This is a genomic window from Rhodanobacter sp. ANJX3 (assembly GCF_014200755.1).
Taxonomy (GTDB): Bacteria; Pseudomonadota; Gammaproteobacteria; order Xanthomonadales; family Rhodanobacteraceae; genus Rhodanobacter.
Genome location: NZ_JACHCM010000003.1, coordinates 658,274 through 683,193, shown reverse-complemented (window position 1 = coordinate 683,193; position 24,920 = coordinate 658,274). Strand labels below are relative to the sequence as shown.

Genomic DNA, 24,920 nt, shown 5'->3' with positions numbered 1-24,920 from the left:
GTCGCAAGTGGTTGCGACGCTTGCAATACGACGGCGCGTTCAGGCGGCCAAACGCACGCCTGCACTCAATGCTTCGAAATAATCCCGGGTCAGCCGCATCTGCGCCTCGGCCGATTCGGCCTGATTGACGACCTGCCGAAACGCGACGTTTTCCGGCCGATCCTTGGCATACCAGCCCAGATGCTTGCGCGCGATGCGCACGCCGGCCAGCTCGCCGTAGAAGGCGTAAAGCTGTTCGAGATGACCGAGCAGAATCGTGCCGACTTCCGACGGCTTCGGCTCGGGCAGCAGTTCGCCGGTGGCGAGATAATGCGCGATCTCGCGGAAAATCCACGGCCGCCCCTGCGCGCCGCGGCCGATCATTACCGCGTCCGCGCCAGTAATATCGAGCACGTGGCGGGCCTGTTGCGGCGTGCCGACGTCGCCATTGGCCAGCACCGGAATGCGCACGGCCGCTTTCACCGCGCGAATCGTGTCGTATTCGGCCTCACCCTCGTACTTGTCGGCACGGGTGCGACCGTGCACGGCCAGCGCGGCGATGCCACTGTCTTCGGCGATATGGGCAATCGTCAGCGCGTTCTTGTTCCGGCGGTCCCAGCCCGTGCGTATCTTAAGCGTCACCGGCACATTCACCGCCTCGACCACGGCGCTGACGATACGTGCCACCAGCGGTTCGTCCTGCAGCAGGGCAGAACCGGACCAAACGTTGCACACCTTTTTCGCCGGGCAGCCCATGTTGATGTCGATCAGCTGGGCGCCATTGGCGACGTTGAAACGCGCCGCTTCGGCCAGCATCGTCGGGTCGTAGCCGGCGATCTGCACGCTGACCGGCTCCGGTTCGCCGGCATGGTCCATTCTTTGCATAGATTTGCGCGTGTGCCACAGGCGTGGGTCCGCGTTGGTCATTTCCGACACGGCCAAACCGGCGCCCAGCCGTTTGCACAGCAGGCGGAAAGGCTTGTCGGTGACGCCGGCCATGGGAGCGAGCACTACCGGCGGATCGATGCGGTAAGGACCTATCTGCATAAGCCCATTGTAAAGGTCGCACCGGCATTCGTCCGGTTGACTATCATGAAGCCACGGGCACCTGAGAGATGAGTAGTCGATGACGCGGGGAATCAGGGGGCTGGCTTGTCTTCTACTGGCATCGATATGGCCGGTGCTGGGCATGGCCGCTGCGCCGATGAACAGCCTGCGCGGTCGCGCGGTTGACGACCCCCACGGTTTGATCAGCGACGTGCGGACGCAGTTGGATCGTTCGGGCTCGGCTCTGAGTGCGGCGCAGGAAAGGGCGCTGCTGTGGGGCATGGGTACGGCGGCCATCAACGCCAACGACGATGCGGCGTTCGCCGAAGCCACCCTGCGCCTCGATGGCTTGGCGAGCGCCAGCAACGATGCGGTGGCCACGGCCGCGGCAGGCTTCCTGCGTTCGCGCCACGACATCACCAACGGCACGGGCGATGGTATGGGCGAGGCATTGCGCGCGGCGGACAAGGTGCTGGGCAACGCCGATCCCGAACTGGTCGCCTGGGCGCGCTTTCAGCTGTGCGATGCCTACACGCTGGACGAAAAGCCCGATCGTGCGCTGCCGCTGTGTCGTCAGGTCAAAGGCGACTATCAGGCGCTGGGCGACGAATGGGGCGTCGCCGACGCCGAGAACGACGAAGGTCTCGCGCTGGCTACGCTCAATCGAGTCGATGAGGCGGCCAAAGCCTACGAAAGTTCGCGCCGTCATTTCATGGCGACCGGTGGCGCGCGCATGGCGGTGTCCGTCGGCGACAATCTCTCACAGATGTATCTGAAGCAAGGCCGCGCGCGCGAAGCGCTGCAGCTGTCGCAGACGTCCTTGAAGCAGGAGCTGGCCGACGGACGCATCAGCGACTCGATCGACTCCAACACGGATATCGCCCGCGCGATGGCAGCGTTAGGCGAGCATCGTCAGGCCTATGCGTTGATGAAAGCGACAGTCGCCAAGGCCCGCGCTGCCGGCATGAACGGCCAGCTGAGCGATCTTCTGGAAGTGGAAAGCAATCTGGCCGAGCAAGCCGGCGACCTGCGCCAGGCGCTCGCCGACGAGCGCGAAGTCGTCAAATTCGAGAACGCCACCAACACGCCGGCGCTGCGCGCGATCGAGGCGGAGCTGGAGCAGCGCTACGCCGCACGCGAAAAGGAGCTGCGCATCAACGATCTGGAGCGCACCAATCGTGATCAAAACCTGGAATTGAAAACCGCGCAGGCCGAGGCCGCGCGGCGCGACGAAATGCAGCGTCGCCAGAAGCTGGCCAATCTCGTGGTCACCATCGTGGCGGTCGGGCTGGTGCTCTTTGCCGGGTTGCTGTTCATGCTGCTGCGTGGGCAGCGCCGGCATGCGGCAGAACTGCGTGCGCAGGCCCTGTGCGATCCGCTGACCGGCATTGAAAACCGCCGCGCGTTTCAGCAACGCGCCACGGCGTTGCTGGCAAGTCATCGCGATATGCGCGATCCATTGCACGTATTGATGCTGATCGACTTCGACCACTTCAAGCACATCAACGACACCGTCGGTCACCAGCAGGGCGACCGGGTACTGGTGCTGGTCACCGACTATCTGCGCCGCGCCATCGGCGCCGCGGGTCACATCGCCCGCATCGGCGGCGAAGAGTTCATCGTGCTGTGCCCGAAGCTGGGTGCGGAGGACGGCATGCGACTGGCGGAAACCTTGCGAGCCGGCGTTGCCGCGCTCGCGCTGCCGGTCGAGCTGGGCGTGTCGCAGATCACCATCAGCATCGGCGTCGCGCTGTTCGACGGCGAGCGCTGCCACGACGTATCGAGCTGGATGCGCGCGGCGGACACCGCGCTGTACTCGGCGAAGTCGTACGGTCGCGATCGAGTCGTGGCCAGTACGCTGGTATCCTGACGCCCTTCATTCTGCGGACGCCCGATCATGCTGCGCAAATTCCTTTGCGTGTTGCTTCTACTCCCCGCGCTGGCTTCGGCCCACCATTCGCAAAAACATGAGGCCGACGACAGCTCCCGCGGTCTGCGCAACGTCATCGTGCTGATCGTCCGCCACGCGGAAAAACCCGAGCAGAGCGATGGTCCGAACAGCAGGGGGCTTACGCCACGGGGCGAGCAGCGCGCCGAAGCGTACGCAAATTATTTCGATCCGCTGCGCATCGACGGTCAGACGCTGCAGCCGCAGCGCCTGATTGCCACCAGCGACAGCAAGAACAGCGAGCGCCCGCGGCTGACGCTGACGCCGCTTGCCGCGCGTCTGCAGCTTCCGCTGGAGCAACCTTTCGCCGACAAGCAGGTGGACAAGCTCGTCGAGTCCTTGCGCCGGCAGAACCAGGCCGCCGTCGTGCTTATCGCCTGGCATCACGGTGAGTTGGGCAACCTGATCGACGCGTTCGGCGGCGATCTGAAAACCCTGGTCGGGAAGGACAAATGGCCAGGCGACGTTTACAACTGGCTCATCGTGCTGCGTTTCGACGATCGCGGCCAGCTGATGCCGTCGAGCAGCCATCTGGTGCAGGAACATCTGCTGCCTGGCGACTGATCAGTCGGCGATAGCGCCAGTCGCGGTATCCCGGGCGCCGTGCGGATGTATCACGGCGTTGCGATCATGCCGGTGCTTGAAGAGCAGCGAAAACAGCACCGCCACGGCCAGCGCGTAAAGCGCGAACGTGATCCAGATACCGTGCCAGTCTTTGCTGCCATCCGCGCGGATAAACCAGGCGTCGATGATCAGGCCGCTGAGCGAACTGCCCAGCACGGCGCCGATGCCGTTGGTCATCAGCATGAACAGGCCCTGCGCGCTGGCGCGTATCGCCGGATCGCTCTGTCCCTCGACGAACAGCGAGCCGGAAATATTGAAGAAGTCGAACGCCATGCCGTAGACGATGCACGACAGCACGATCATCCACAGCTGCGGACCGGGATTGCCGTAGGCGAAAAGCCCGAAGCGCAGCGTCCATGCCAGCATGCTGATCAGCATCACCGTCTTGATGCCGAAGCGCTTCAGGAAAAACGGAATAGCCAGAATGAACAGCGTTTCCGACACCTGCGAGATCGACATGATGATCGCCGGATAGCGCACAGCCATCGTGCCCTTGTACGAGTCCACCGTAGCGAAATCGTGCAGAAACGTATCGCCATAGGCGTTGGTCAGCTGCAGCGCCGCACCCAGCAGCATCGCGAACAGAAAAAAGATCGCCATCTTGCGATCGCGGAACAGCTTGAACGAGGTCAGCCCCAGCGTATCCAGCATCGATCGGCCACGCAGCTGGCCCAGTTTGGGTCGGCACGGCGGTAGGGTGAACGCATACGCGCCCAGCAGCAGCGACGCGCCCGACGCGACATAGAACTGGCCGGTCGTCGTTTCCAGATGCAGCAGGCTCACCACCCACAGCGCCGCGATGAAACCGATGGTTCCCCACACGCGGATCGGCGGATAGTCGATCACCACATCGCGCCCTTCAGCCTTCAGCGCGGAATACGCCACCGCGATCGATAGCGATATCGTCGGCATGTAGCACATCATGTTGAGCAGCATCACCCAGAAAAACGTCGTCGGGTTGTCGATCAACGGCGTGGCAAACAGCACCGCTGCGCCGCCAAGGTGAAGCAGGCCGTAAAGTTTTTCCGCATTGATCCATTTGTCGGCCACCATGCCCATCAGCGACGGCATGAACAGCGAAGCGATACCCATCGTCGAAAAAATCGCCCCGAATTGTGCGCCCGACCAATGCCGGTTCTGAAACCAATAGGCGCCAATCGTGATCAGCCACGAACCCCACACGAAAAACTGCAGAAAGTTCATGGCGATCAGGCGCGACTTGATACTCATCGATTCCCCATAATGACTGGCCGACCTCAGTACATCTGTTTAAGCTACGGCGAAGGTCGACATACAGCTATTGACACACAGCTACTGACAAAGGGTAGAGGCTGCAGCAATTGAGGGCAACCCGCGCCCAGCGTTTTTAGCACGTGGGCGGACCCGGCAGTTCGTCGAAAATAATGAGCAGCAAATGCCTCCGGAAATCACCGGTACCCATGCCGCGCTAGAGAATTTCCGTTGCGCCACCAACGTCTTCGACGTCTGTTGATCTATTGCCGGGCGTGAAGCCGGGGTGCGCTCACCGAAACCATGGCTACAGCCATCAAAGAGCGAGCCACTGTCGGGTATATCGAGTCGCAAAATCCAGAGTATGCGTTTGCTAGCCTGCTCGATGATGTAGGCCACTGGTTTTTGATTATGCCGTCTCTGTCAGTGGTTCGGTCAGCAACGCAGAGTCGGCTCTCGCCGATGGTCTGGGAAGCATGCGCCGTAAATGATCCGTGAGTTTCAGTCTCGCAGACTCCATCAAAGGCCTTCCACTGAAAGGATTGCTGACTAACGCGGTGTGGTTGGCTTACTGATCCGCCGGAATGGAATCTGCTTGGCTGGTGCAGGGTAGAAGTAAGTAAAAGTTAAAGGCAAGAGCGAGGCAGTCGCTGGTAATGTTTCGTAACGAACTGCATGCTGAGGTAATGGGTATGGACAAAACGAGCGCACATGGCGGGCTTATCGCATACCGATGGATTTACCGCATTTTTCGAACTCGCACAGACGGATTAATTCGCACCGTTATCTTCAAGGCCGTGCGTGTGCGGACGTCCGTCAAAGGATCGACGCTTGCTAGCGCTGCCCAAATGTTGCTCCCGATTCGGCGTAGCGCCGGTTTTTTATAAATACTGTCGCCTTCAAGCGATACGTCGAAAAATCTCGACGCCATATCAAGGTGGTATGCCGCCCGGACAGTGAGCGGCATACCGGCGATGGCGCTTTCGATCGAAAGGCAAGGATTTCCTCATTGCAACGGTCTACGGCGTAGCGGCATACCCGTGTTTGGCCATGATAGTGGCGATAACGCCGGGGTTGGCGGCTGCGCCCGGGACACAGGTGTTCAGGAAAGCCAATCGCACGTTGTAGCTGTCGACAGAGTCAAAATAAGGGTCATAAACTGCCAGGCCGGTGCCATCAGGCAGATACCAGTAAGCGATGGGAACGGTGCAGGCGGGATCAGCGGCGCTGATGCCGAAACCGGAGGTGCCGGCCATACACATGAGGACCGTACAGGGTAGTGGGATCACTTGAGCCTGGGCCGATGTGAAACATGCAGCCAAGCCCAATACGAGGATGGCGGCGAGGGTACGTGGCTTCATGGCAAATCTCCGATTTGGCAATATTGGCTGGGCAATCTGGCTAAACATGGCGAGCAAACGCCTTTGACGGGTCGTCCGTTTTTACCCGCACACAGCGTTCGTGCGCGTCTAACGCAATCAGTCCAGTGATGTTTTCTTCCAACGCATCCGTTACAGCATCGATTGCGGTTGACTGATTTTTACCGAAGGTGACGGAACTCAGGTTATGCGGCATAACTGTTCCTTGTTGTTTGCTCGAGGTACCCGTTACCCGTAACGGTCAGGTTGAATTTTTGGCTCTTCTCTCACTAACGCGACTAGATGCGGATGCACGGAAGCCTTTCGGCATCATGGAATGCAAAACCCCAACTACCAAACTGTACGGTAAGTCCTTGCGATTCTGCATTGTTTTTATTGGCCTCGCAAATTTTGAGCTGTGCCCGTTCGTCGAATCAGCTTACCGCCCCCTCCAATAAGTATATGTCCTCACTCGATACGAGGGATGCGTGTATTTAACTGCTATACCCTGCAATTTATTATTCATGTCCAGTGTGACAGCTGCCTGTCCGCTCACCCGGCGAAATTGATATTGCTTGGCGCATCCCGTTGAAATCGGTTGCTGTTCAAACAGTTACACATAATTCCTAAAAACGTGGTTATCCCCATTTTTGATATGCGATCACTCAACGCGGCTCGTCCGGCGCTAAGCTCGTTTGGCATATTGGGTCCCGTTCTGAAGCGCCTGAAGCTTTCTCGTTCTTCCGAGTCGCCCGGAAGTAGGGGTCAGTTGATGATGCCATGGCGTAGGCGACAGGCGAGAGTCCGCCGAGTGAGCGATGGGATCGTTGGTGGTAGTAAGCGGTGGCGCCAGTCTTCAGTGTAGTGACCGAGATGCCGTTCGGGTTTTGCCATAATCCTTCTCCTCATGCCGGTGGCTACCGTCACGATGAATCCGATACGCGCCATGTTGACCGTAAAGCCGATCATCGAATCGCGTCCCGGAAAAGGGATAAACGCCTGGCCGGTGACGAGGCGATAGCCCAGGATCAGCGGGCCATTGTCAGGCAGCGACCGGCCGCCGGTGAGGACGATCCACCACAGCGAAAGATCGGCCATGCGCCTGCGCGCATGGCCGATCTTTCTGCAACGGATCCGTGGCGGCACGATCGTATGCATGGCGACCCGGCTTACCGCGACATACCCGGGGTGGCCTGCGCCGGTGCGGGGGGCTGTGGCGGAGTCGCCGGTTGCACCTGCGCCTGCTGCTGAGTCAGCAGTTGCACCGCCGCGCTGCTCTTGTCGATCGGCGTATTGAGTGAGGGCAGCGTAGGTACTTCAGCGTACTTGTGTACGGATGCGTCGGTCTGCACGGCGAACACGCGCGATCCGCCGTCGGTGCTGAGCGCAACATGATCGATGCGGGTCATTCCCTCCTTCTTGGCCTCCACCACCAGCGCGGCAGCGAGATTGGCGCTGTGCTGGTCAGAGGTACGGCCGGCCTGGACATCGAGCTGGCGCACGCCGGCCAGCGCTTGTTCGTAGAGCGCGTGATCGGGGTTTTTGGGATTGTCGAGACCCGGTGACGTGGCTTTGACGTGCGCAGATCGTGTCTGCAACTCGGTGTGCAAAGCTTCCTGCGTCTTCGGCCCGACCTTGCCGTCCACGGTTAGATGGTGATGGCGCTGAAACGCTTCCACTGCCGCCTGCGTGGCCGGGCCAAAATCGCCATCGGCCTTCAACGGCTTTCCCTTGGCGTCGGTGTAGCCGAGGTGATTCAAGTCCGTTTGCAGCTGGCGCATGGCGGCGCTGTTATCGCCTTGTCCATGTACCGGCGCCGCATCGTGGAATGCCGTATTTGCGCGGTTGGCGGGCGTAGTCTGGCGATGTTCCGGAGCGGCCGACTGCTCTTGTGCTCGCTTGACGGCCCGCTGCATGGTTGAGCCGCTATAGACGGCGGCCAGCTGCTCGGCATACTTCGGATCGGTCGCATAGCCGGCTTTTTGCAGCGCGTTAGCTTCTTTTTCGAGATTGCCTTTGGTGCCTGGATCGAACAAGCCGCTTTTGGCATAGCGCGGGTTTTCCTGCAAAAATTTTACTCGGTCGTTTAGCGATTCCTCGACCGAACCGTAGACACGAAATTCCGCGTTTACCATCACCCTTTTGCCGTGCTCGAACTCCGGTACCAAGAAGGTTTTGGTCGGGCCATGCCAATCCGGCGATGCCTTGATGTTGAAAATATTGTTGGTGCCCGGCAGCACCTTTTCGCCCCAGCCCGTCTCCAGCGCCGCCTGCGCGAGGATCAGCTCTTTGGACATGCCGGTTTCCTGCGAAACCTTGGCCGCCGCTGGATACATATTCGCGATGAATTGCTCTTTGTCATTCATGCCGTGACTCCTTTCAAGGTTTGAGGTTGTCGTTCAAACGCAGCGTAAAAGCTGCTTGGTGAGCATGATCGGCATCGAGCAAATCGTGGCCCGTGATAACAAGACGGTCACCATTCCAAGCAAAATGGTTTGCGCCTTCGTCGACCCAGACGGAATACGCGGACGGCACATCGACATCCTGTTGAAGTTGCATGGCTCCGCTTGCCGCATTGAGCTTTACCACGCGCAGCAGGGTCTGCGACAAGGTCTGCTCCGATTGCGTATCGGACTGCAGCAGGATGTATAGCGAGTCACCGTGGCGGGCGCAGTGCGTGGCGCGGCTTTGATACATGTCCGCGGGCATATCGAGTCGCGCGATCCAGAGTACGCGTTTACTGGCTTGCTCGCCTACGTAAGCCACTGGCTTTTGATTCATGCCATCTGCGTTGGTGGTGCGGCCAGCAACGCAGATGCGATTGTCGCCGATTGGCTCGGAGGTGTAGGGCGTAAAGTGATCGGGAAGTTTCAGGCTGGCGGAATGCTGCGATGGTGTCTGGCTATAAGGATTACGGGTTAACGCCGCGGGGGTAGCTTGTTGGTCCGTTGGAGCAGGATTGGCACGGCTGACGCACGGCATCACACATGCAAGCGCTAAAAATAAAATCAATGCAAATGCTAAAGTGTTTTTCATCAGCAAAGTACCAGCTACATTTTTGTTTGGTATCGTCGATCATGGCACGCGGTATTGCCTGACGCGTTAAAGGACAGGCCAATGATCGCGATTTTTGGACGCTGCTTGACGCCGTTGAACGTTATGCTAAGCCTATGGCAATCCGCACCGATAGCTGATCCGAGCTGAGGCCGCTTTATCTAAGTTTGCTCCAAGGATTACATTGTATCTCTTTGGACTAACAAGCATTGCAGCGCATTGCGATAAAAGAGTTCAACCTTGCAAGTCAATCCATTTATCGATTGGCAATCCGCCATCACTGCGTTTTTCGCGCTGTCTGGGCTTGCTAAATCTCTGACTGCACCGAGGGCGTCTTTTTGTAATTCTGAGAATAGCAAGCCAATGATCATGCCAGCATTCGGGCGGACTCTACGGCGCTTGAAGTTGGCGGTCTTTCAGGCTAAATGTCAAATAGCGGGTTGATATCGACGCCAGAATCTATGGCTGAGATGAAGATCATTGACCTATTGGACCAACAACGGTTTACTGCATGCTGAGTAATAGACGTGGCAATTAGCTGTGTTAGCAGTGCATGTTTTCATGGCCAATTCAATGGCTTTATCAACAGATGCTGCAGCATTAGCATTGAATCCATTATCGCCTACCACCATAGCGGCGCATTCATTGTCGTAAGCTATTTGGATCTTGCACTGCAATCCACCTTTTGCCTGACATTCAGCCAATGCAGATTGTTGCGCTAAATCCTTGCCGGCTAAGTTGGTAACAGCTCCAAGAATACCTTTAGCGCCGTCTGTCGCAATCGCCCCCCACTGAGTAGTCCAGTGCATAGGCGGCCGTAGCGGTCCTTGGGACTGATTGCCGTTCGTCCAATTACACATAGGCGTGGGCGCTAGACCATTGCCGCCCGGAGATTCGCCGACCTGCACCTCGCCTGGTCCTGGGCCCGCTCCGCACGGATGTGTCTGCGCCTTGATCGGCGATGACACCAAAAACAGCAGAGCAAGGAGACTCCATGCTTTGACAGTGCAATGATTCATGGCTCGCTCCTTCAACCGTTGGATGATGGCGGCGCTGTAGGCGCATTGCCAAACTGTGGATTGGTACGGACACCGGAATCGGTCGCAGCGGTTTGACGGGGTTGGACAAGGCCGGGGTTGTTGAAGCCACTGCTACCGGCTTGGAATCCAGACTGAGCGGATTGCCCTGTATTTGATGGCGGCATGCCATACGACCCCGCCGGTTGTCCCTGCGGCCCGGGCCGGCCGCCGCCGATGCCGCCGCCGAAGGCGGAGAAATGCATGAAGTTGCCCAGCGTGCTGGAAAAGAAGTTGCCGGCCATGGGCGGCACGGAGAGGACGAGCATGGTCATCATGACGCCGATGCCGCCTTGTTCGAGAGACTGGGTGGATAGCCCCTCGCTGGAGACGCCGATGAGGTTGTTGATGGCGTTGCTGCTCCACAGGGCCACCGCCGCGCGCAGGGTGACCTGCAGCACGATGGCGGAGATGAAGCTGAGCATGGCCAGCGAAAAAAGCGTCGCGATGCCGTACATCAACCACTTCTCGAACAGCGCCTTGGTCTTGTTGAAGATGAGGCAGAGGATGAACAACGGTCCCAGGCCGACGAACAGGGCGATGGCGAAGTTGTACATCAGCATCAGCGTACCCACCGCGACCGGCGGGCTGGCGGTGCCGAAGATGGCAAAGTCCGAGGCGCGGGCCTTCTGCGTCACCGTCTGCACGTCGCCGGGGGGCGCCTGGACGGCATCGATGGCCCCCATCGCAAAAACGGTCTCGGCGAGGTTCTTGTTGACCGCGTCGATGATGGTGTCGCTGTTGCCGGTGAACATCTGGTTGAGCTCGCTCGGCAAAGTAGTTGTGGCCAGCGTATGGATATCGCTGCCGAAGATGCTCATGCCGGTGGCCACTGTCACGATGAATCCGATGCGCGCCATGTTGACCACCACCCCCATCAGAGGTTCGCGCATCTGGCCGGTAACGACCCGAAAACCCACCATCATGATCCAGATGGTGATCATCAATAACGCGATGCCCGACACAAACTGCATCATCTCATTCATGAGGTGGATCATGAAATCGTTGATGGCGTTGTTGATGTAGTTAAAGACCAGTGCGTAGATGGCAAGATTCATGACGTTCTTCTGTCCTTACGCGGTGAGCGGTAATCCATGGTGTAACGATGCTCGACGGCGGAGTGATGAGGTGGCGAGGGTTGCTTGCCTTACAGCGACGGTTGATAGTTGAAGGCGGCCGTCAGTGCGGCCGCCTCGACGGCATCGCCGGCCAAGTCCGGTTTGGCATTCATCACAGACTGGGCTAGCGTCGATTGCATGGCCTGCAGCGAGCTGATGATTTCGTCGTCGGCCTTCATCTGCGTTTGCCAGTTGTTCATTTCGGTGGTGAGGGCGTTGCTGTAGTCCTGTTGCATGGTCTGGGCGCGCCCGGAATCGGCAAGGGTACTGATGGAATTGGCCGTGGCTTCCACTTGGCTGGTGAACTGGCTGCCGCTGCTGCTGATCTGGGACAGGATCTGCAGAGTCGAGTTGTACTTGCTGACCTGGGTGTTGATGATCTGTGCGCATATCTGCTGCTGGCTTTGCATGGCGGACTGGTTGAGCAGCGAGGTGACGTTGTTCAGCAGATTGCCGACAATACTGTTGGAGCTGCCGCTGCACTGGGCCTGGACCAGCGGGGCTGGATCCATCGGCTGCAATGTATTGGGCAGCAGCGACATGCCGCTGGTCAGGCCCTTGATGCTCGATAGCATCTGATTCAGCTGGGCGACTGCGTTGGCATACTGTTCGCCCTTTTGGAATGCGGCCATTGCCGAGCTCCAGCCTTCCTCAACCGTATCCTGAGTAAGCACCCCGGTCTGCGCCTGCGCGCCGGCAGCGGCGAAGCAGCAGGTCAAGGCAAACGCGATGGCGGTCTTGCGGGCATTGTTGAATGATGTTGTGCGCATGGCGATTTTCTCCGTGATAGGTGAAAGGTCAGCTATTGGATCAGCGCGTAGCGCTGCGAGCGGTGCGCGTTGGGGTGGCGGATTTTTGCTTGCCGCTGCCCTTTCGTTGTTCGTAGAAGTTTGTCAGCCATTGCTCGGGCGTGAGCTGGTTGGCCGTTACGCCCTCGGCTTCGGCGCGCTCGGCCAGCACCCGGTGCATGATTTCGATGTTGTCGGTGGAGGCGGAGATCACCGACAGCGCGTCGTCCATGCCGCGAAGGTTGAGCTGGCATACCGCCGCAGCATGGCCCTGCTTGACCAGAAAACAGCGCGAGCGTTCATCCAGGGCAACGACTACGGCGTACTCGGCCTCGGTCAGTTTGAGGCCGTTGATATAGTCGTCGCGACTGGCGTTGGGATTGGGCAGGAGGATCATGGTGGCCGTCTGCTCGATCAGCGAGGCGGCGATATCGCTGGCGAGCGCGTCTTCCGGGCTCTGTGTGGCGAAAATGCCCAGGCCGTTCTGTTTACGAATGGTTTTCTGCTTGTTTTTGGCGAACTCTTTCAGCCCGCCCTTGCCGTCAAGGATCTTCCAGAATTCGTCCATGACATAAATGAGCGGGCGGCCGTCGATCAGTTCTTCCAGCCGGTGCAGCAGGTAGTTGATGACCGGCACACGCACTTCAGGGTTGTCGATGATGTCGGTGTAGTCGAAGCCGATGATGTTGGCTTTGGAAAGGTCGATGGTATCCACGGGGTTGTCGAACACCCAGCCGAGTGAGTTGCCTGTAGTCCACTTTTTCATGCGTACATAGAGACCATCGTCACCCATGTTGGGCAGGCTCTTCATGAAATTGGTAACGTTGCGCAAGTGCATCGGTGTGTCCAGCATGCTTTCCACTGCGCGGAAGATGTCTTCCTCCTCGCGTGAGGAATACACGCTTTTACCGGCCATCACCTTGATCAGATCGGAGAGGAACTGTACGTTGGCTTCGGTGTAATCGCACTGGAAGGGATTGAACCCGGTGGGCCTGCCGTTTTCTAGTGCCAAATAATTGCCGCCGCAGGCACGCACGAAAATTTCCGCGCCGCGATCTTTGTCGAAGAAGAAGATGGTCGGCGTGGGCTTGAGCTTCTGCACCTGACTGAGCAGGAAATTGATGAGCGCGGTCTTGCCGGTACCCGACTTGCCGATGACCATGGTGTTGGCGATGGCTTTTTCGCCGAGGGAGTTTTCCGACGGGTGTGTGGCGTGGAAGTTGAAGTAGTACGGCTGGCCGTTGGTGGCCTGCAGGGTGGTAACGCACTCGCCCCAGGGGTTGTTGTCTTTTTTGCCGGCGGCAAAGTTGTGCAGTGGCGACAGACCCAGAAAATTGAGGGAGCTGAGATTGGCTAGCCGGGTGCGGTATTTCCAGTTGCCGGGAAACTGCGCGTAGAAAGCGGCGGCCACCGCTATGTCCTCTTTCACGGTGACGAAGCCAGCGTTGGAGAGTTCTGCCCGTGTGGCGGCGATCTGCTGCGAAAGCGTGGCCTGATCCGCCGCGTAGACGGCGATGCTGAAATGATATTCACCCAGCACGAAGTTGCCGGAGGCCAGTTGGTCCATCGCGTGGTCCAGTTCGGCGATCTGGGTGAAGGACTTGTCGCCGGAGGAAACCATCATGCCCTTGGTGCGCTCCAGGGCCTTGAGCGCATCCTGCCGTCCTTTCGGGGTGAACGAATGGGTGATGACGTATTCAAAGTCGAGGTACTTGAGTCCGTTCAGGATGCCGGGATAGCTGCCATCAGCGAACTCTTTGAGATTGAGCATGGCGCCGAAATGGTTGACTCCGGTCGGCGTGGTAACTACGTAGTCGCCGGTCTTGGCCGAAAACCGTTGCTTGCTGACCGCCAGATAGCGGTAGATGGGCGCACTGAGAACCGGCACCGGTTCATCGATGCGGTTCAGCAGATAGCCGAAGAATTCCAGCGTCTCAGAAAACACCACGCCGTTGGCGGCCTCGTACATGCCCATGCGGTAGGGCGAGTAGTCCTTTAGCACCGCCTCGACGTTGCCTGCCAACTCAAGGATCGTACTGACGGCTTGCTCTTGTTCGGCTTGCAGTTGGCTGACATCGGCGGATTTTTCGGCCAGGCGCTTTCCGCCGACCACGGGTCGGTAGAGCAACGTAAGGTACAGCTCGTTCTGCATAAGCTTTTGCGACGACAGCGCGCCGTAGTAGGCATCTGACATCTGCTGGTTGAACGCATGCTGAAAATGACTGTGGTCGGTGAGTTTGCGGCGGCGGCGGACGTCATGCGCCCAAAAGGCAACGTTGACGAAATCCGGTGCGCGTAAGGTCTGCAAAAGACGGTTGAAGGTATTGTGCTTGTGTTCCAACTCCCACTCATCGCGACCGACAAAAGGCAGGCCGCCCATGCGCCAGCTGAGCATGAAATCGCCACCCGTGGTCTTGATCACGGTGGGCGAGACGTGCGTGGACAGTGGCAGAAATTCACTGATGGGGGTGTCGGGGCTGAACATGTTTTGTACCGATGGATTTACACGGAATACCCCGGCACGAGTGCCGGGGCGTAGTCGTCAAGGTTCCTGTTTGTTGCCGCGATAGCTGTTGGGGGTAAATACCCACATGCCATCGTTTTCTTGCAGGTTTCTCACTTTTGTACGGAATTGCAGCCGGAGGCCGAGCAGCCGGAAGATCATCTCGTCGCGCTTTGCCATGGTCCGCATGATGAAGATAATCACCGGTATCAGAAAAAGAATGTAGAAGCTGAAATAGACGGCCATCAAAAAACAACCGCCCACGCAAACGAAGAAGGGCACGTAAGGCACTCCCAAAAACATGGGCGGGCGAGTGCAGCCGCGGAACAATGCGTTTTTTTGCATGGGCATTCTCGGAACGTATCAGCAGTTACCAGCGGTAATGAACATGGTGGCGATCTGTGCCGCGGCACCGATCAGCACAGCACCGATGAGTACGGGAGCTACTTCTGAGATGCGTTTGTGTGCAAAGGCAATCTGGTAACCAGCAAAGATCACAGCAACCGTCACGACAATGACGGATATCGCAGACAACAAACTTTTCACCGTCGTCATGGAGGTAAGGACCGTCGTACAGGCCTCGTTATCGGCAAATGCCATGCAAGGCATCAGCATCATCGCGATTGCGACCAGCTTGAAGTAGGTGCTGAAAAGCGCACGCTTGCGTTCGGTGTTGCCGGCAAACAATTGAATTTTCATCTCAGATTCCTTTTATGGAGTATTTGAACGAAGGCGGGCAGCTGCCGCACCCCTGAAGAAATAGCTGCGTTGTGCGCAACCACGATTGTTGCAAAACACCTCGCTGACCCGAGGTTATACCGCGGCTCTGGTGAGAGCCCTCCCTAGCAAGCAGCAGGATGCTTGCATGGCGAGTACTGACCCGATCGATTGATCGATCGGTAGTGTCCGGATACGACGTTGATTGCTTCAAAGCTGCGGCCCAGAACCGTGCAGTCAAGTTAACGCGCTTGTTGGCCTGATCCACTGCGGCGGTTGTCGATCTTAATGGTAAGTCGACAATATTCCCGTTGCGGCGCACGGAACAGGGTAGGCAAGGTTGGGAAAAATTGGCCGCCGGCAGCCATCCGGATTTTGGGCCTGGCCTGAGCTTGCCCGCTTTTCCCCCATTAGAAAACAAAAGCATCGTCGCTTCCTTTCTGGCGCAGATCGGTGGGATCGCCGGCTGGCTTGCTTGATGCATTCTGTGCGGCAGCTTGCGCCGCAGGTGGTTCATTGCCATTCGGAGTGGATTTTGGTGCATCTCCCACATAGCCGACCTTGGGCACGAAGATGTCCGAGCTTGGTGCGGAAGTCTGGGCTGTCGACGCCGGGCTCGTCGCCGGTGCTTCAGGCGCGGCAACTTTTGCATCGGGCGTGCCGGTGGCGGCCGCGACGGTGGCACCCACCAGCGGCGCAACAACCGCGTCCAGCAAGTTGGTGCTGCGAAGGGAGATACGATAAGCGGCGGTGTCCTGTTGTGCGATGGATGCATGTGTGCCGCTGACAATATCGGCACGCGAAACAGGCCGGGCAGCGGTCGGTGAGCCCACTTTCAACGGGATCGGGGCGGCGCTGCTGTCAGCTTGCGCGTTCTGGCTCATGGAAGCGAAAACTTTTTGCACGTAGCCCTGACGGAAACCAGTCACGAAATCGCCGGAGTAGTAGCAACTGAAAGCTTTGCCCCAGTCGCCACCGGAACTGTAATAACACTCGTTGAGGATGCGCGAGCCAGCGGACAAGTTGAGACAGGGATTGAACGCCTTGGCATAGGTATCCAAACCGTATTTGGTCAGATTGCTGCGATTCACCTGCGACACGCCGAGAGAATAGTTGTATCCCTTGGTTTCCAGCATTTGCGCCGTCGCAATGGCCTCATCAAGACTCTGCGGCTGGCGCACCAGTTGACCGCCGACGACACCGATGGCAAACGGGTTGTAGCCGGATTCGACATGCACGATGTGGTGCATGACCTCGGCCGGCACGGCCTGGTTTGGGCACGACATCAATTCCATTCCGGTCAGCATGAGCTTGCCTTTTGGAGCCATGGATTCGACAGGGTCATCATGCAGCCTTCTGCGCAAAGTGCCGTTCAGGGTTGAAGTCGATACCGGTGATGTGGCGGCTGCCAGCATGCGCCTTGACATGAACAATGATGTCTATGGTCATCATCAGCAGGCGCTTGATGGTGGAAAACTCTAGGCCGGCGCCCTCGTTGGACGCCTTGACCATCAGTCCCAGCTGATCCCATGTTTGCTCGGTGCTGCCAGAGTGGCAGCTGGTGATGGAGCCAGGGTGGCCGGATGCGCAGTTACGGATGAAGTAGAACGCTTCGTCGCCACGCAGCTCCGCCAGAATGATGCGATCCGGCTTCATGCGAAGACAGGCTTCCATACAGCTTTTGGCGGTGACATTGCTGGCGCTCTGGCCACCCTTGGAGTAAAGCAAATGCACGACGTTGGGTTGTTCAATGAACAGCTCGCGTGCGTCCTCGATGGTTACCAATCGCTCATTGCCTGGAATGTGCTGTACCAGCGATTTCATGAAGGTGGTCTTGCCGCTGCCGGTAGCGCCGGAGACGACGATATTTTTTTTGTACAAAACCGCTTTTTTGAAAAATTCTGCATAGTTGCGCTGGGCGCGGAGGTCCAGCAACTCGCGGTCGTGGTCGCTGAGGCTATGCGTGTCTTCGAGAATCTGATTGAAAAAGCCGTCTTCCTTGTACTGGGCCAAGGTCTTGGTGTGCTTGGAAGGTATTCGAATAGTGATCGAAACTTTGCCCGCCTCCACTGCCGGAGGCAGAACGAATTGCGCACGCTGACCAGTTGGAAACGTCAGCGATACGACAGGGTCCACGTCGGTGATGCGCTGGCCCGTCTTACTCTCGTTGACAACTGATGTGCAGAACTGCCTGGCGCGCTCGAACGTCAGGCTGGGAACTTCCACCCGCTCCCAGCCGTTGCGATTCTCCAGATACAACTCGCCTGGACGGTTGATGCATATTTCGGTGACATCGGGCGACGCCATGAAGTCACGAACACCCAGCACTTGGTACTGGTAGTCCAGAAACTCGTTCGAGACTTCGGCGATGGGTGCAGCGTCGTCCATAAATAAGTATCGCGTTACCGTTTGTTGAAGAATCAGAATTTCGAAACAACGCCACCGAAATCGACGTCCTTTGAGACATAAACATCGATGATGGTGCCTTGATTGATGGTGATCGTGGCAGGCCGGTTTGCCGATTGCTGCACCGCCTGACTGGCCAGATTTTGCAGCGTTTGTGCCGTGTTGCTCTGGAATGGGGTCTCCACCGCGACGCCGCTACCCGAAAGGCTCGTGGTCTTTGGGCCATGCTCTGCCGCTTCATACGAGAACGCATCGCTCAGCGTACTAATCAGCAGTGCTGCCGCGATGCGGCTTCCCCAGTGCGAATCGAGATACCCGGGATCGCCGGAGCTGCCAAGGTCATCGACACCCGGACTGGACATGTTTACGTCGATTCCGGTCGGCGTAATGATGCGGTCCCAGACGACAAAGAGGCGATTGCCGATAATCGGTTTGGACCGGTAAGTGCCTAGCACTTTTGATCCCTTAGGCAAAAGCAAGTGCTTTCCAGTGAAAGAGTAGACAGGCTCGGTGACTACACAAGAAGCAAAACCTGGAAAGTCACTAATGATCCGCGTCTGAAGTACGCAACGTATGAAGGTACCCCGAACCATGATGGCGTCCGGGTTGCTCAGCGGCTGAGCGCTGGTCTTTGCGTCTTGCATGGCTGCCATTTCGTCCCCTGGGTTTCTAGGGGGGCTAGCCGCCGGCGCCTGCGGCATTTCCGAAGTTGAACTGCCTTGCGTCTCCTCAATCCGGCGTTCGAGCAAGCTGGGACCCTGTTGCTTAGTAGGCTGAGGCTGGACGGTTCGATTCACCACGGGCAAGGGTGGGGTAGGCGTGGTGTTGAGCGGAATTGCCTGCGCGGGCGCAGTGGCAGGCAGCCGGGGAAGCGCAACAGGCGCGACTGGCGCTGCCGGCACGGTAATCGTCTCCACTTGTTTGGGAGCGTCTGCTTTTCTGGAGGGACCTTTGATGAGCCAAAAGGCGACGGCCAGCATCAGTGCGACGATTGCCGCAAGGTAGAAAAGAGCCCGGCGATTCATCCGACGGAAATCGCTGGATTTCAATGTCGGCGCATTTGCATCCAGATCCGGCGCCGTGTCGTGCCGATACTGATTGGAGTATGGGTTACTTGCCAGCGGATCGTGATGGCCGGCTGACGACGCGTTCTCGCGATCGAAGTCATCGCCAGGTTGGTTGGGAGTATTTGAGCTCACTTTTGAGTGTTCCTTCTCAGGCCAACGACATTCTTGCCATGACGAATGACCAGGTAGGCGTAGGTGCCGTGGACGACGATGGTGTTGCCTTCCACGGTTGTGTTGACCAACACGTCTCCACCATGTCTGGTTTCGCGCATATAGACAGTGGGAAAGTTACCGGTGGGAAACTGCTTCAGATCGCTCATCTTGATGTAAGTGAAGCGGCCGTCGTCATACACCGTGACCGGGACGAGCCAAGGGGCGTCCTTGTTGCGGGTTGCATAGCTGTAATCGAAGTTGTAGTCACGATCTTTGACGAGAGAGGTATCCAGCTCCGATGCCGCTTCCTTTTTGCTGGCCGCCGCCGAAAAGCTAGTGTCCCCGGGATAGGTAAAGGCGATCTTGTATTGAACGCCAGCGCGCTTTGCCTGCTCCAAAGTTTTCCAGTCGGTAGCAACGACCTTCAGTTCGAAAATATAGGAGTGGGTTGCCGTACGAATCATCATGTTCGTGTCGACATCAACGTTTTTTGGCTTTAGATAAAAAACGTTTTCACGACGGGTCAGATCCCACCCTCCGCTAAAACCAGTGCTGAAGTCGAGAATTTTTTCGTTCGGGCTCAGCTCGATCTGTGTCGTGATACCCAGCCCGGTACGCACAGGATAGATGCGATCGGGTTGAAATTCGTATTGCTGCATGACCTGCGCTTTGGCGGAAAAACTCATGACGGTTGCCATAAGAAACACCGCACCGGCGAGCCTCAGCTTGCTTGGTTGGTTCATCAGTGACCCACTCCATTGGCGGTATTGTTCGGGGAAGGCGCAACCGGGGCCGGAACTTGGGGAACTTCACGTTGTGGAGTGGACGGCTGCGGGGGCAAACCTGGCTGCATGGCTTGAGGCGTTATTGCTGCGGACGTAGCCGCAGGCATGACGCTATTCGCGTTGGCCGCACCAGGTAACTGAGCATTGTTGGCAATTGGGGCGCCTTGAACCGCGGTCGGTGCGGACGACTCATAATCGTTATCAATACGATAGTCAGTCACCTGGAAGCCGAGGGGGTTCTGAATGCGATATTGGTCGTCCATGCGCAGGTCGGGCATGTATGTAAATTCCAAGGTGGCAATTTTGCTGTCCAATGGCTTGGTCGAGCCGCTTGTCTTTTCGTAGACATTTCTTTGGAAGCGCACGGTGGCGCTTTTCGGCGTTTGGCCTACCCCATCACCATGTAAAGAGATGCTGAGAATGTTGATTTGCAGCGCATTGTCTTTCCCGTATAGCTTGGACGGACTATCGGGATTTGTGGTCGATAAGATTTGATTCTTGTAGGCAACGGCTATTTTCGGGGATGACATGACGATCGACGTGATCCATCCATTTTGATAAGCCGCTGGAGAGCTGTCGTAAGACTCGCGCGCCATGATGTAGTGCGCGACGTTGCTCTTGTTGATCGCCTCGCTGGTGGTGATCTGGTGATTGGTGAAGTCTTCGGTCAGGCGAGCGACTGAACTGGTGCCCGTGTAGGCATCGGCCATGATGACGTAAGGAACTTTTTCTTTGAGCGGCAGCATGTAGAAATAGCCGCCCAAAAGAATCAGTGCCACGACGACGGCGGAAAAGGCGACCCACCAAGCGCGGCGTTCGCTGCGCTTGGCTAGGTCGGCGATGGTCAGCTCGAAACTGACCGATCGTTTGACCGTGTCGTCAATTTTTCGAGTGGTGGTTTTCTTGTCGGCCATTAGCAAAGATCCAGACGGTCGGCGGCAGAGTGAGGGTTTGTTTTCATGACTTGCTGCTCGTGGGAGCTGCCGGTTTCACTGCGCCGGACGCGGCCTTGGTTTCTGACGCATCCGGCTTCGACACGTTTGCGACCGTGACCAGAATCTGCTTGTCATTGATGGTTACGAGGATGCCCTCGGCGGCGTAGATCGAGTTCAGCTCGGCTGCTGCCGATCGAACATCGCGCGTATGGATTTGCGCGACCGGCTTGTAGAGCGTGTAGTCGGACATGAGCTGGTAGGAGAGCGTCATGCCGGTGTCTTTCGACCACCGCGTCAGCATGGTTTTCAGCGTGCCGTCCATCGGCGAGGCGTAGAAGGTGTAGGCCTGTGCCAGCGGTATTTCCGTGGGCTGATCCTGAAAGCGGTTCACCGGCTTCCAGGATCCGCCGAAGTCCTTGGCCGCGGGCGTTCCACAGCCGGCAAGCATAAGAGTCAGGGCCAGCGGAATGCCAATCACGGCGGTGGTTGAAAAGACCTTATTCACATCGCGCTCGCAAATGTTGTGGGGAGGGAATGAGTTGGGCGGCAAGTCTGCTGTGGGGGCGTTGCAAAACGATGGCGCATGGAAGCGCGCGCCACGTCAGTCGATAGCGGCGGGGAAGCATAGGTAAGTGGTCGCTGTGCGACTACAGCCCGTGTCAGCGAAGAGTGACGGGAATAGGCTGAAACAGTTGTAGGGTTTTTCCCTACAACTCGGTATTGTTGCTGCGGAAGAACTGGCTTCCGCCCTGCAAGACTTTCCGACTCCATTCAAACGCTCCCCCCGGCAGGCATCAAGCCTGCCGAAACTAACTTCACAAAAGCTATTGTGTTTTGGAAATCGGCCGCCTGGCCCCGCCGATTTCCGCGTCGGCAGGGGGAATACCCTGAACAACGGTTAACTTAATTCTGCCGCAGTAAATTACATAAAGCTAGTGTTATATAACCGTTATCTTGGTCAGGTCTCAAATGCGCCGCGTAGCCACACGGCATGTGCCGCATCTCGCGGGCCGTCGTAGGTTATGACATCGAAACGGCAACTGGCATTGGACTTTTTCGGATTTGCCGCCAGCCACAGCTGCGCGGCTTTTATCAGCTTCAGGCGTTTGCCGACCGTCACGGACTCGGCGGCGGTGCCGTGTGCCGCGTGTTTTCGGTAGCGCACTTCCACGAAGACGATGGTGTCGCCGTCGCACATGACCAGGTCGAGCTCGCCGAAGCGCGTGCTGTAACTGCGATCCAGCAGTTTCAGGCCGGCGCGTTCCAGTTCGGTGCAGGCGCGCCGCTCGAAAACGTCGCCAAGGGCACGCATCAGTGGCCGGCGGGCGGGTTTGCGTCGGGCGGCGCTGAACTGCTGGCGGCGCCTGCTGGCGGAGTGTCGTCAGCGGGTGGCGTCATGGCATCGCCGCTAGGCGGCGCGCTCGCTGGAACGTCGTCCATTTGCAGGCTGCCGCTGAGCGGGCGAGCCAGCCCGTCCTGAAATTTCGCCCAGATCAGCACGCGGCGCACCCGGCCGAACGGGTCGGCGGTGAGCTGACCACTGGCGCCGGGTAAGTAGCTACCGACATGGGCGCGCAGCCAGTCGAGATACGGCACCAGATTCCACGCGTCCATGCCGAAAGCGAACAAGCGCGCGGCGCTGCCCTGTGCCGCCGGTAGCTGTGTCGCGATGTCATCGTGATTGGGCAGACCCGGCTGGGCGTTGAACAGCCAGGGCGCGTCGGAAAACTCCACGCCCTCCAGGTCGCGATTGCTCGCGGCGTTGTCGCTACCGTCATAAATATGTGAGGTGGCGAATACCGGCAGGTGCACGTTGGCGACGGCAAGCTGCGGAACGAGCAGGCGCGCCTGGTTCGGGCGCATGCTGATGAAAATGGCCGCATCGCTGGGTGCGTTGTTGAAGCTGATGCCGGCCAGCGCGCTGGTGAACGTGGTCAGCGTTGTCATATTGACCAGCTCGCCGCCGCGCGCCGCGAACTCGGCCTTGAACGCACTGGCCGCACGCTGGGCGAAGTCGTCGCCGGAAACCAGCACGTAGGCATGCTTCAGGCCGCGCTCGACGATATGGTCGGCCGCCTGCGCGCCCTCGGTTTCGGGGAGTAGTCCGAATTCGCTGGTGTCATTGCCGGGCAGCTGCTTGTCGTCGGGATGGTTGAGCGCGAGCAGCGGCACCGGCAGGCTTTTCTGGCTGAATACGGCGGCGACTTCGCCGCGGGTGAGTGGTCCGACGACCAGCTGCGCACCGTCGGTCACCGCCTGTTGGTAACTCTTCACGGCGCCATCGGCGGTGCCGTGGCTGTTGTAGACGCGCACGCTGGGGCGTGGGGCGTGATTGTGGCCGGCGTCGATGTAGGCGGCGAAAAATCCTTCGCGTACCGATTCGCTGGCCGCGGCAAAGTTGCCGTCACCGGGTAGCAGCAGGGCGATTTGCTGCGGAACTTTGTAGCCCTCGCGCACGTTGGCGTCGGCACCGGGCAGCAGCGTGCCGACCGGTTGCTGCAGCGTCGGCTGCGGTCTGGCGACGGCCACACCCAGCTGAGCCAGTGCTTCATTGACCCAGGTAAGCATGCGGTCGCTGGGCTTCATGGCGGCAGCGCGCTGTTTCAGCGGCTCCACGCCCACCTTGCCGAGCAGGTCGAGGATTTGCTTGCGGTTTTGCGAGTGGTCGATGCCGCTGAGCTGATCGTCCATCTGCACCCGCGTGCGTGCTGCGCCCCAGTAGTCGCCGCTGTCGGTCATCGCCCGGGCGCGCAGCTCCAGCAGGCGCAGCTGGTATTCCGGTGGAACCGTCACGTTGACCTGGGCGGTGAGCTGCAGAGCCGTAGCGGTGTCGTGCTGGCTCAGGGCGAGTTCGGCGCGCAGAAGATCCAGGCGCAGCGGCTCGTTGCCCGTGAGCCGGTCGCGCTTGATCAAAGCCAGCGTCGGTGCGGCGCGCTGGATCTGGCCTTCCTGCCGCCATGCCTCGGCGGCCAGCAGGCGATAGTGATCGGCGCTGCCGGATGACTGCCCGGCGAGCGTAAGGTAGGCCTGCGCCGCCTCGTCGAACTGGCCCTGGTTGGCCAGTGCCGCCGCGCGCTGTTCGGCGGCGACATCGGTCGGCGAAGGCTGCACATTGTTGGGCACGCAGCCGCTCAGGGCCAATGAAACCAGCAGTCCGATCGCAGCGGCGCGCGGATGGCGCATGAGGCGCATGAGAAATCCCTTGATCGTCATGGTCGGCAATGCGCGATCATAGCCGATCAACTTGCCGGCCCGCGGCGCAGGAGTTCTCCGATGTCATCAGTTCAGCCAGGCAGCCTATGGGTGGTGGCGACGCCTATCGGCCATCGCGACGACTTTTCCGCGCGCGCCATCGCGACGCTGCGCGCCGTGGCGGTGATTGCGGCGGAGGATACGCGGCATAGCCGTCCGCTGCTGGTGCATCACGGCATCGATACGCCGTTGATCGCGCTGCACGAGCACAACGAGCGCGATGCGGTGGACGGCATCGTTCGCCGGCTGCTGGGCGGCGATTCGGTGGCGCTGATTTCCGATGCCGGCACACCGCTGATCAGCGATCCCGGTTTTCGCCTGGTGCGCGCCGCGCGGGCCGCTGGCGTGCGCTGCATTCCGCTGCCCGGTGCTTGTGCCGCGATTGCCGCCCTGTCGGTCGCCGGACTGCCCAGCGATCGTTTTGTATTCGAAGGTTTTCTGCCGGCCAAGGCGGCCGCGCGGCGCGCTCGCTTGCAGGAGCTGGCTGGCGATGCGCGCACGGTCATCTTTTATGAATCCTCTCACCGCGTGGCCGAGAGCCTGGCCGATATGCGCGATATTTTTGGCGGCGAGCGCGAGGCGGTGCTGGCGCGCGAGCTGACCAAGATGTTCGAAACAGTGATCGGCGAACCGCTGAACGATCTGGCGGCGAAGGTCGTTGCCGATCCCGATCAGCAGCGCGGTGAGCATGTGATTCTGGTGGCTGGCCGCGGAGAAGAGGCTGACGCCAAGCTGGCCGAAGGTCGGCGCGTGTTTGCCATTTTGCGCGACGAGCTGCCGCCCGCGAAGGCAGCCAAGCTGGCGGCCGTCATCAGTGGTGCGCCGCGCAAGCTTTTGTATGAAGTGGGCAGCGCGGAATAAAGGAGCGGGCAACCGTGAG

24 protein-coding genes are annotated in these 24,920 nt (G+C 58.8%); 3 read left to right on the top strand and 21 right to left on the bottom strand.

From position 1 onward, the window contains the following. Positions 1 to 39 precede the first annotated feature (39 nt). Entirely contained in the window at positions 40 to 1,026 is a 987-nt protein-coding gene (dusB, locus tag HDE76_RS11560; RefSeq protein ID WP_184507597.1) for a tRNA dihydrouridine synthase DusB, read from the bottom strand. 79 nt (positions 1,027 to 1,105) lie between these two features. Between dusB and HDE76_RS11555 the strand changes: the two genes are divergently transcribed. Then, complete coding sequence (locus HDE76_RS11555) at positions 1,106 to 2,896, top strand: diguanylate cyclase (protein ID WP_184507593.1); 1,791 nt, start codon at positions 1,106 to 1,108, stop codon at positions 2,894 to 2,896. Between the two features lie 27 nt (positions 2,897 to 2,923). Beyond that, entirely contained in the window at positions 2,924 to 3,538 is a 615-nt protein-coding gene (locus HDE76_RS11550) for a flagellar basal body-associated protein FliL (RefSeq protein ID WP_184507591.1), read from the top strand. On the opposite strand, the gene HDE76_RS11545 is transcribed toward HDE76_RS11550, so the two are convergent. The 20 genes from HDE76_RS11545 to HDE76_RS11450 all read right to left on the bottom strand — a co-directional run bounded on the left by HDE76_RS11545 (position 3,539) and on the right by HDE76_RS11450 (position 23,980). After that, positions 3,539 to 4,828, bottom strand: a complete 1,290-nt coding sequence (locus tag HDE76_RS11545) for a nucleoside permease (RefSeq protein ID WP_184507588.1) — start codon at positions 4,826 to 4,828, stop codon at positions 3,539 to 3,541. It lies immediately after the preceding gene. Positions 4,829 to 5,847: 1,019 nt separating this feature from the next. After that, positions 5,848 to 6,189, bottom strand: coding sequence for a hypothetical protein (locus HDE76_RS11540; protein ID WP_184507585.1), 342 nt, complete (start codon positions 6,187 to 6,189; stop codon positions 5,848 to 5,850). 40 nt (positions 6,190 to 6,229) lie between these two features. After that, the gene (locus HDE76_RS11535; protein WP_184507583.1) at positions 6,230 to 6,403 is read right to left on the bottom strand and encodes a hypothetical protein; all 174 of its coding nucleotides are present in this window, start codon (positions 6,401 to 6,403) and stop codon (positions 6,230 to 6,232) included. A gap of 548 nt (positions 6,404 to 6,951) precedes the next feature. Next, positions 6,952 to 7,344, bottom strand: coding sequence for a hypothetical protein (locus HDE76_RS11530; protein ID WP_184507580.1), 393 nt, complete (start codon positions 7,342 to 7,344; stop codon positions 6,952 to 6,954). 11 nt (positions 7,345 to 7,355) lie between these two features. Continuing rightward, the gene (locus tag HDE76_RS11525) at positions 7,356 to 8,552 is read right to left on the bottom strand and encodes a glucosaminidase domain-containing protein (RefSeq protein WP_184507577.1); all 1,197 of its coding nucleotides are present in this window, start codon (positions 8,550 to 8,552) and stop codon (positions 7,356 to 7,358) included. 13 nt (positions 8,553 to 8,565) lie between these two features. After that, positions 8,566 to 9,222, bottom strand: a complete 657-nt coding sequence (locus HDE76_RS11520) for a hypothetical protein (RefSeq protein WP_184507574.1) — start codon at positions 9,220 to 9,222, stop codon at positions 8,566 to 8,568. Positions 9,223 to 9,725: 503 nt separating this feature from the next. After that, on the bottom strand, positions 9,726 to 10,259 hold the full coding sequence (locus tag HDE76_RS11515; protein WP_184507571.1) for a DUF4189 domain-containing protein: 534 nt from the start codon (positions 10,257 to 10,259) through the stop codon (positions 9,726 to 9,728). An 11-nt stretch (positions 10,260 to 10,270) separates the two neighbouring features. Further along, a complete protein-coding gene (locus HDE76_RS11510) occupies positions 10,271 to 11,374 on the bottom strand; it encodes a type IV secretion system protein (protein ID WP_184507568.1) in 1,104 nt (367 codons plus the stop codon). An 89-nt stretch (positions 11,375 to 11,463) separates the two neighbouring features. Then, positions 11,464 to 12,204, bottom strand: coding sequence for a hypothetical protein (locus HDE76_RS11505; protein ID WP_184507565.1), 741 nt, complete (start codon positions 12,202 to 12,204; stop codon positions 11,464 to 11,466). Between the two features lie 40 nt (positions 12,205 to 12,244). Beyond that, a complete protein-coding gene (locus HDE76_RS11500; RefSeq protein ID WP_184507561.1) occupies positions 12,245 to 14,707 on the bottom strand; it encodes a VirB4 family type IV secretion/conjugal transfer ATPase in 2,463 nt (820 codons plus the stop codon). Between the two features lie 57 nt (positions 14,708 to 14,764). Beyond that, positions 14,765 to 15,070 (bottom strand): VirB3 family type IV secretion system protein, encoded by a 306-nt coding sequence (locus tag HDE76_RS11495; RefSeq protein WP_184507557.1) that lies wholly within the window; start codon positions 15,068 to 15,070, stop codon positions 14,765 to 14,767. An 18-nt stretch (positions 15,071 to 15,088) separates the two neighbouring features. Beyond that, the gene (locus HDE76_RS11490; RefSeq protein WP_184507555.1) at positions 15,089 to 15,424 is read right to left on the bottom strand and encodes a TrbC/VirB2 family protein; all 336 of its coding nucleotides are present in this window, start codon (positions 15,422 to 15,424) and stop codon (positions 15,089 to 15,091) included. 428 nt (positions 15,425 to 15,852) lie between these two features. After that, positions 15,853 to 16,749, bottom strand: a complete 897-nt coding sequence (locus HDE76_RS11485; protein ID WP_184507552.1) for a lytic transglycosylase domain-containing protein — start codon at positions 16,747 to 16,749, stop codon at positions 15,853 to 15,855. Positions 16,750 to 16,786: 37 nt separating this feature from the next. Next, positions 16,787 to 17,830 (bottom strand): P-type DNA transfer ATPase VirB11, encoded by a 1,044-nt coding sequence (virB11, locus tag HDE76_RS11480; protein ID WP_184507549.1) that lies wholly within the window; start codon positions 17,828 to 17,830, stop codon positions 16,787 to 16,789. A 32-nt stretch (positions 17,831 to 17,862) separates the two neighbouring features. Beyond that, the gene (locus HDE76_RS11475; RefSeq protein WP_184507546.1) at positions 17,863 to 19,047 is read right to left on the bottom strand and encodes a TrbI/VirB10 family protein; all 1,185 of its coding nucleotides are present in this window, start codon (positions 19,045 to 19,047) and stop codon (positions 17,863 to 17,865) included. Further along, positions 19,044 to 19,766, bottom strand: a complete 723-nt coding sequence (locus tag HDE76_RS11470) for a TrbG/VirB9 family P-type conjugative transfer protein (protein ID WP_255481573.1) — start codon at positions 19,764 to 19,766, stop codon at positions 19,044 to 19,046. Before HDE76_RS11470 ends, HDE76_RS11475 begins: the two co-directional genes overlap by 4 nt. Positions 19,767 to 19,810: 44 nt before the next feature. Continuing rightward, positions 19,811 to 20,767 carry a type IV secretion system protein gene (locus tag HDE76_RS11465; protein WP_184507540.1) on the bottom strand — a complete coding sequence of 319 codons (957 nt, stop codon included), beginning with the start codon at positions 20,765 to 20,767 and terminating at the stop codon, positions 19,811 to 19,813. A 43-nt stretch (positions 20,768 to 20,810) separates the two neighbouring features. Then, a complete protein-coding gene (locus HDE76_RS11460; RefSeq protein WP_184507537.1) occupies positions 20,811 to 21,293 on the bottom strand; it encodes a hypothetical protein in 483 nt (160 codons plus the stop codon). 453 nt (positions 21,294 to 21,746) lie between these two features. Then, positions 21,747 to 22,100, bottom strand: a complete 354-nt coding sequence (locus HDE76_RS11455; RefSeq protein ID WP_184507534.1) for a YraN family protein — start codon at positions 22,098 to 22,100, stop codon at positions 21,747 to 21,749. After that, positions 22,100 to 23,980 carry a penicillin-binding protein activator gene (locus HDE76_RS11450; protein ID WP_184507531.1) on the bottom strand — a complete coding sequence of 627 codons (1,881 nt, stop codon included), beginning with the start codon at positions 23,978 to 23,980 and terminating at the stop codon, positions 22,100 to 22,102. The genes HDE76_RS11455 and HDE76_RS11450 overlap by 1 nt, the downstream gene beginning before the upstream one ends. Before the next feature lie 81 nt (positions 23,981 to 24,061). On the opposite strand from HDE76_RS11450, the gene rsmI reads away from it, so the two are divergent. Beyond that, positions 24,062 to 24,901 (top strand): 16S rRNA (cytidine(1402)-2'-O)-methyltransferase, encoded by an 840-nt coding sequence (gene rsmI, locus HDE76_RS11445; RefSeq protein WP_184507528.1) that lies wholly within the window; start codon positions 24,062 to 24,064, stop codon positions 24,899 to 24,901. Positions 24,902 to 24,920: the final 19 nt, after the last annotated feature.

Coding starts and splice junctions, on each gene's coding strand:
- HDE76_RS11525 (WP_184507577.1), bottom strand. CDS start 8,552: ATGAATGACAAAGAGCAATTCATCGCGAATATGTATCCAGCGGCGGCC.
- HDE76_RS11535 (WP_184507583.1), bottom strand. CDS start 6,403: ATGCCGCATAACCTGAGTTCCGTCACCTTCGGTAAAAATCAGTCAACC.
- HDE76_RS11490 (WP_184507555.1), bottom strand. CDS start 15,424: ATGAAAATTCAATTGTTTGCCGGCAACACCGAACGCAAGCGTGCGCTT.
- HDE76_RS11465 (WP_184507540.1), bottom strand. CDS start 20,767: ATGGCCGACAAGAAAACCACCACTCGAAAAATTGACGACACGGTCAAA.
- HDE76_RS11555 (WP_184507593.1), top strand. CDS start 1,106: ATGACGCGGGGAATCAGGGGGCTGGCTTGTCTTCTACTGGCATCGATA.
- HDE76_RS11515 (WP_184507571.1), bottom strand. CDS start 10,259: ATGAATCATTGCACTGTCAAAGCATGGAGTCTCCTTGCTCTGCTGTTT.
- HDE76_RS11540 (WP_184507585.1), bottom strand. CDS start 6,189: ATGAAGCCACGTACCCTCGCCGCCATCCTCGTATTGGGCTTGGCTGCA.
- dusB (WP_184507597.1), bottom strand. CDS start 1,026: ATGCAGATAGGTCCTTACCGCATCGATCCGCCGGTAGTGCTCGCTCCC.
- HDE76_RS11450 (WP_184507531.1), bottom strand. CDS start 23,980: ATGCGCCTCATGCGCCATCCGCGCGCCGCTGCGATCGGACTGCTGGTT.
- HDE76_RS11530 (WP_184507580.1), bottom strand. CDS start 7,344: ATGCATACGATCGTGCCGCCACGGATCCGTTGCAGAAAGATCGGCCAT.
- HDE76_RS11495 (WP_184507557.1), bottom strand. CDS start 15,070: ATGCAAAAAAACGCATTGTTCCGCGGCTGCACTCGCCCGCCCATGTTT.
- HDE76_RS11510 (WP_184507568.1), bottom strand. CDS start 11,374: ATGAATCTTGCCATCTACGCACTGGTCTTTAACTACATCAACAACGCC.
- HDE76_RS11550 (WP_184507591.1), top strand. CDS start 2,924: ATGCTGCGCAAATTCCTTTGCGTGTTGCTTCTACTCCCCGCGCTGGCT.
- HDE76_RS11500 (WP_184507561.1), bottom strand. CDS start 14,707: ATGTTCAGCCCCGACACCCCCATCAGTGAATTTCTGCCACTGTCCACG.
- HDE76_RS11520 (WP_184507574.1), bottom strand. CDS start 9,222: ATGAAAAACACTTTAGCATTTGCATTGATTTTATTTTTAGCGCTTGCA.
- HDE76_RS11505 (WP_184507565.1), bottom strand. CDS start 12,204: ATGCGCACAACATCATTCAACAATGCCCGCAAGACCGCCATCGCGTTT.
- HDE76_RS11455 (WP_184507534.1), bottom strand. CDS start 22,100: ATGCGTGCCCTTGGCGACGTTTTCGAGCGGCGCGCCTGCACCGAACTG.
- virB11 (WP_184507549.1), bottom strand. CDS start 17,830: ATGGACGACGCTGCACCCATCGCCGAAGTCTCGAACGAGTTTCTGGAC.
- HDE76_RS11545 (WP_184507588.1), bottom strand. CDS start 4,828: ATGAGTATCAAGTCGCGCCTGATCGCCATGAACTTTCTGCAGTTTTTC.
- rsmI (WP_184507528.1), top strand. CDS start 24,062: ATGTCATCAGTTCAGCCAGGCAGCCTATGGGTGGTGGCGACGCCTATC.
- HDE76_RS11470 (WP_255481573.1), bottom strand. CDS start 19,766: ATGGCAACCGTCATGAGTTTTTCCGCCAAAGCGCAGGTCATGCAGCAA.
- HDE76_RS11485 (WP_184507552.1), bottom strand. CDS start 16,749: ATGCTGACCGGAATGGAATTGATGTCGTGCCCAAACCAGGCCGTGCCG.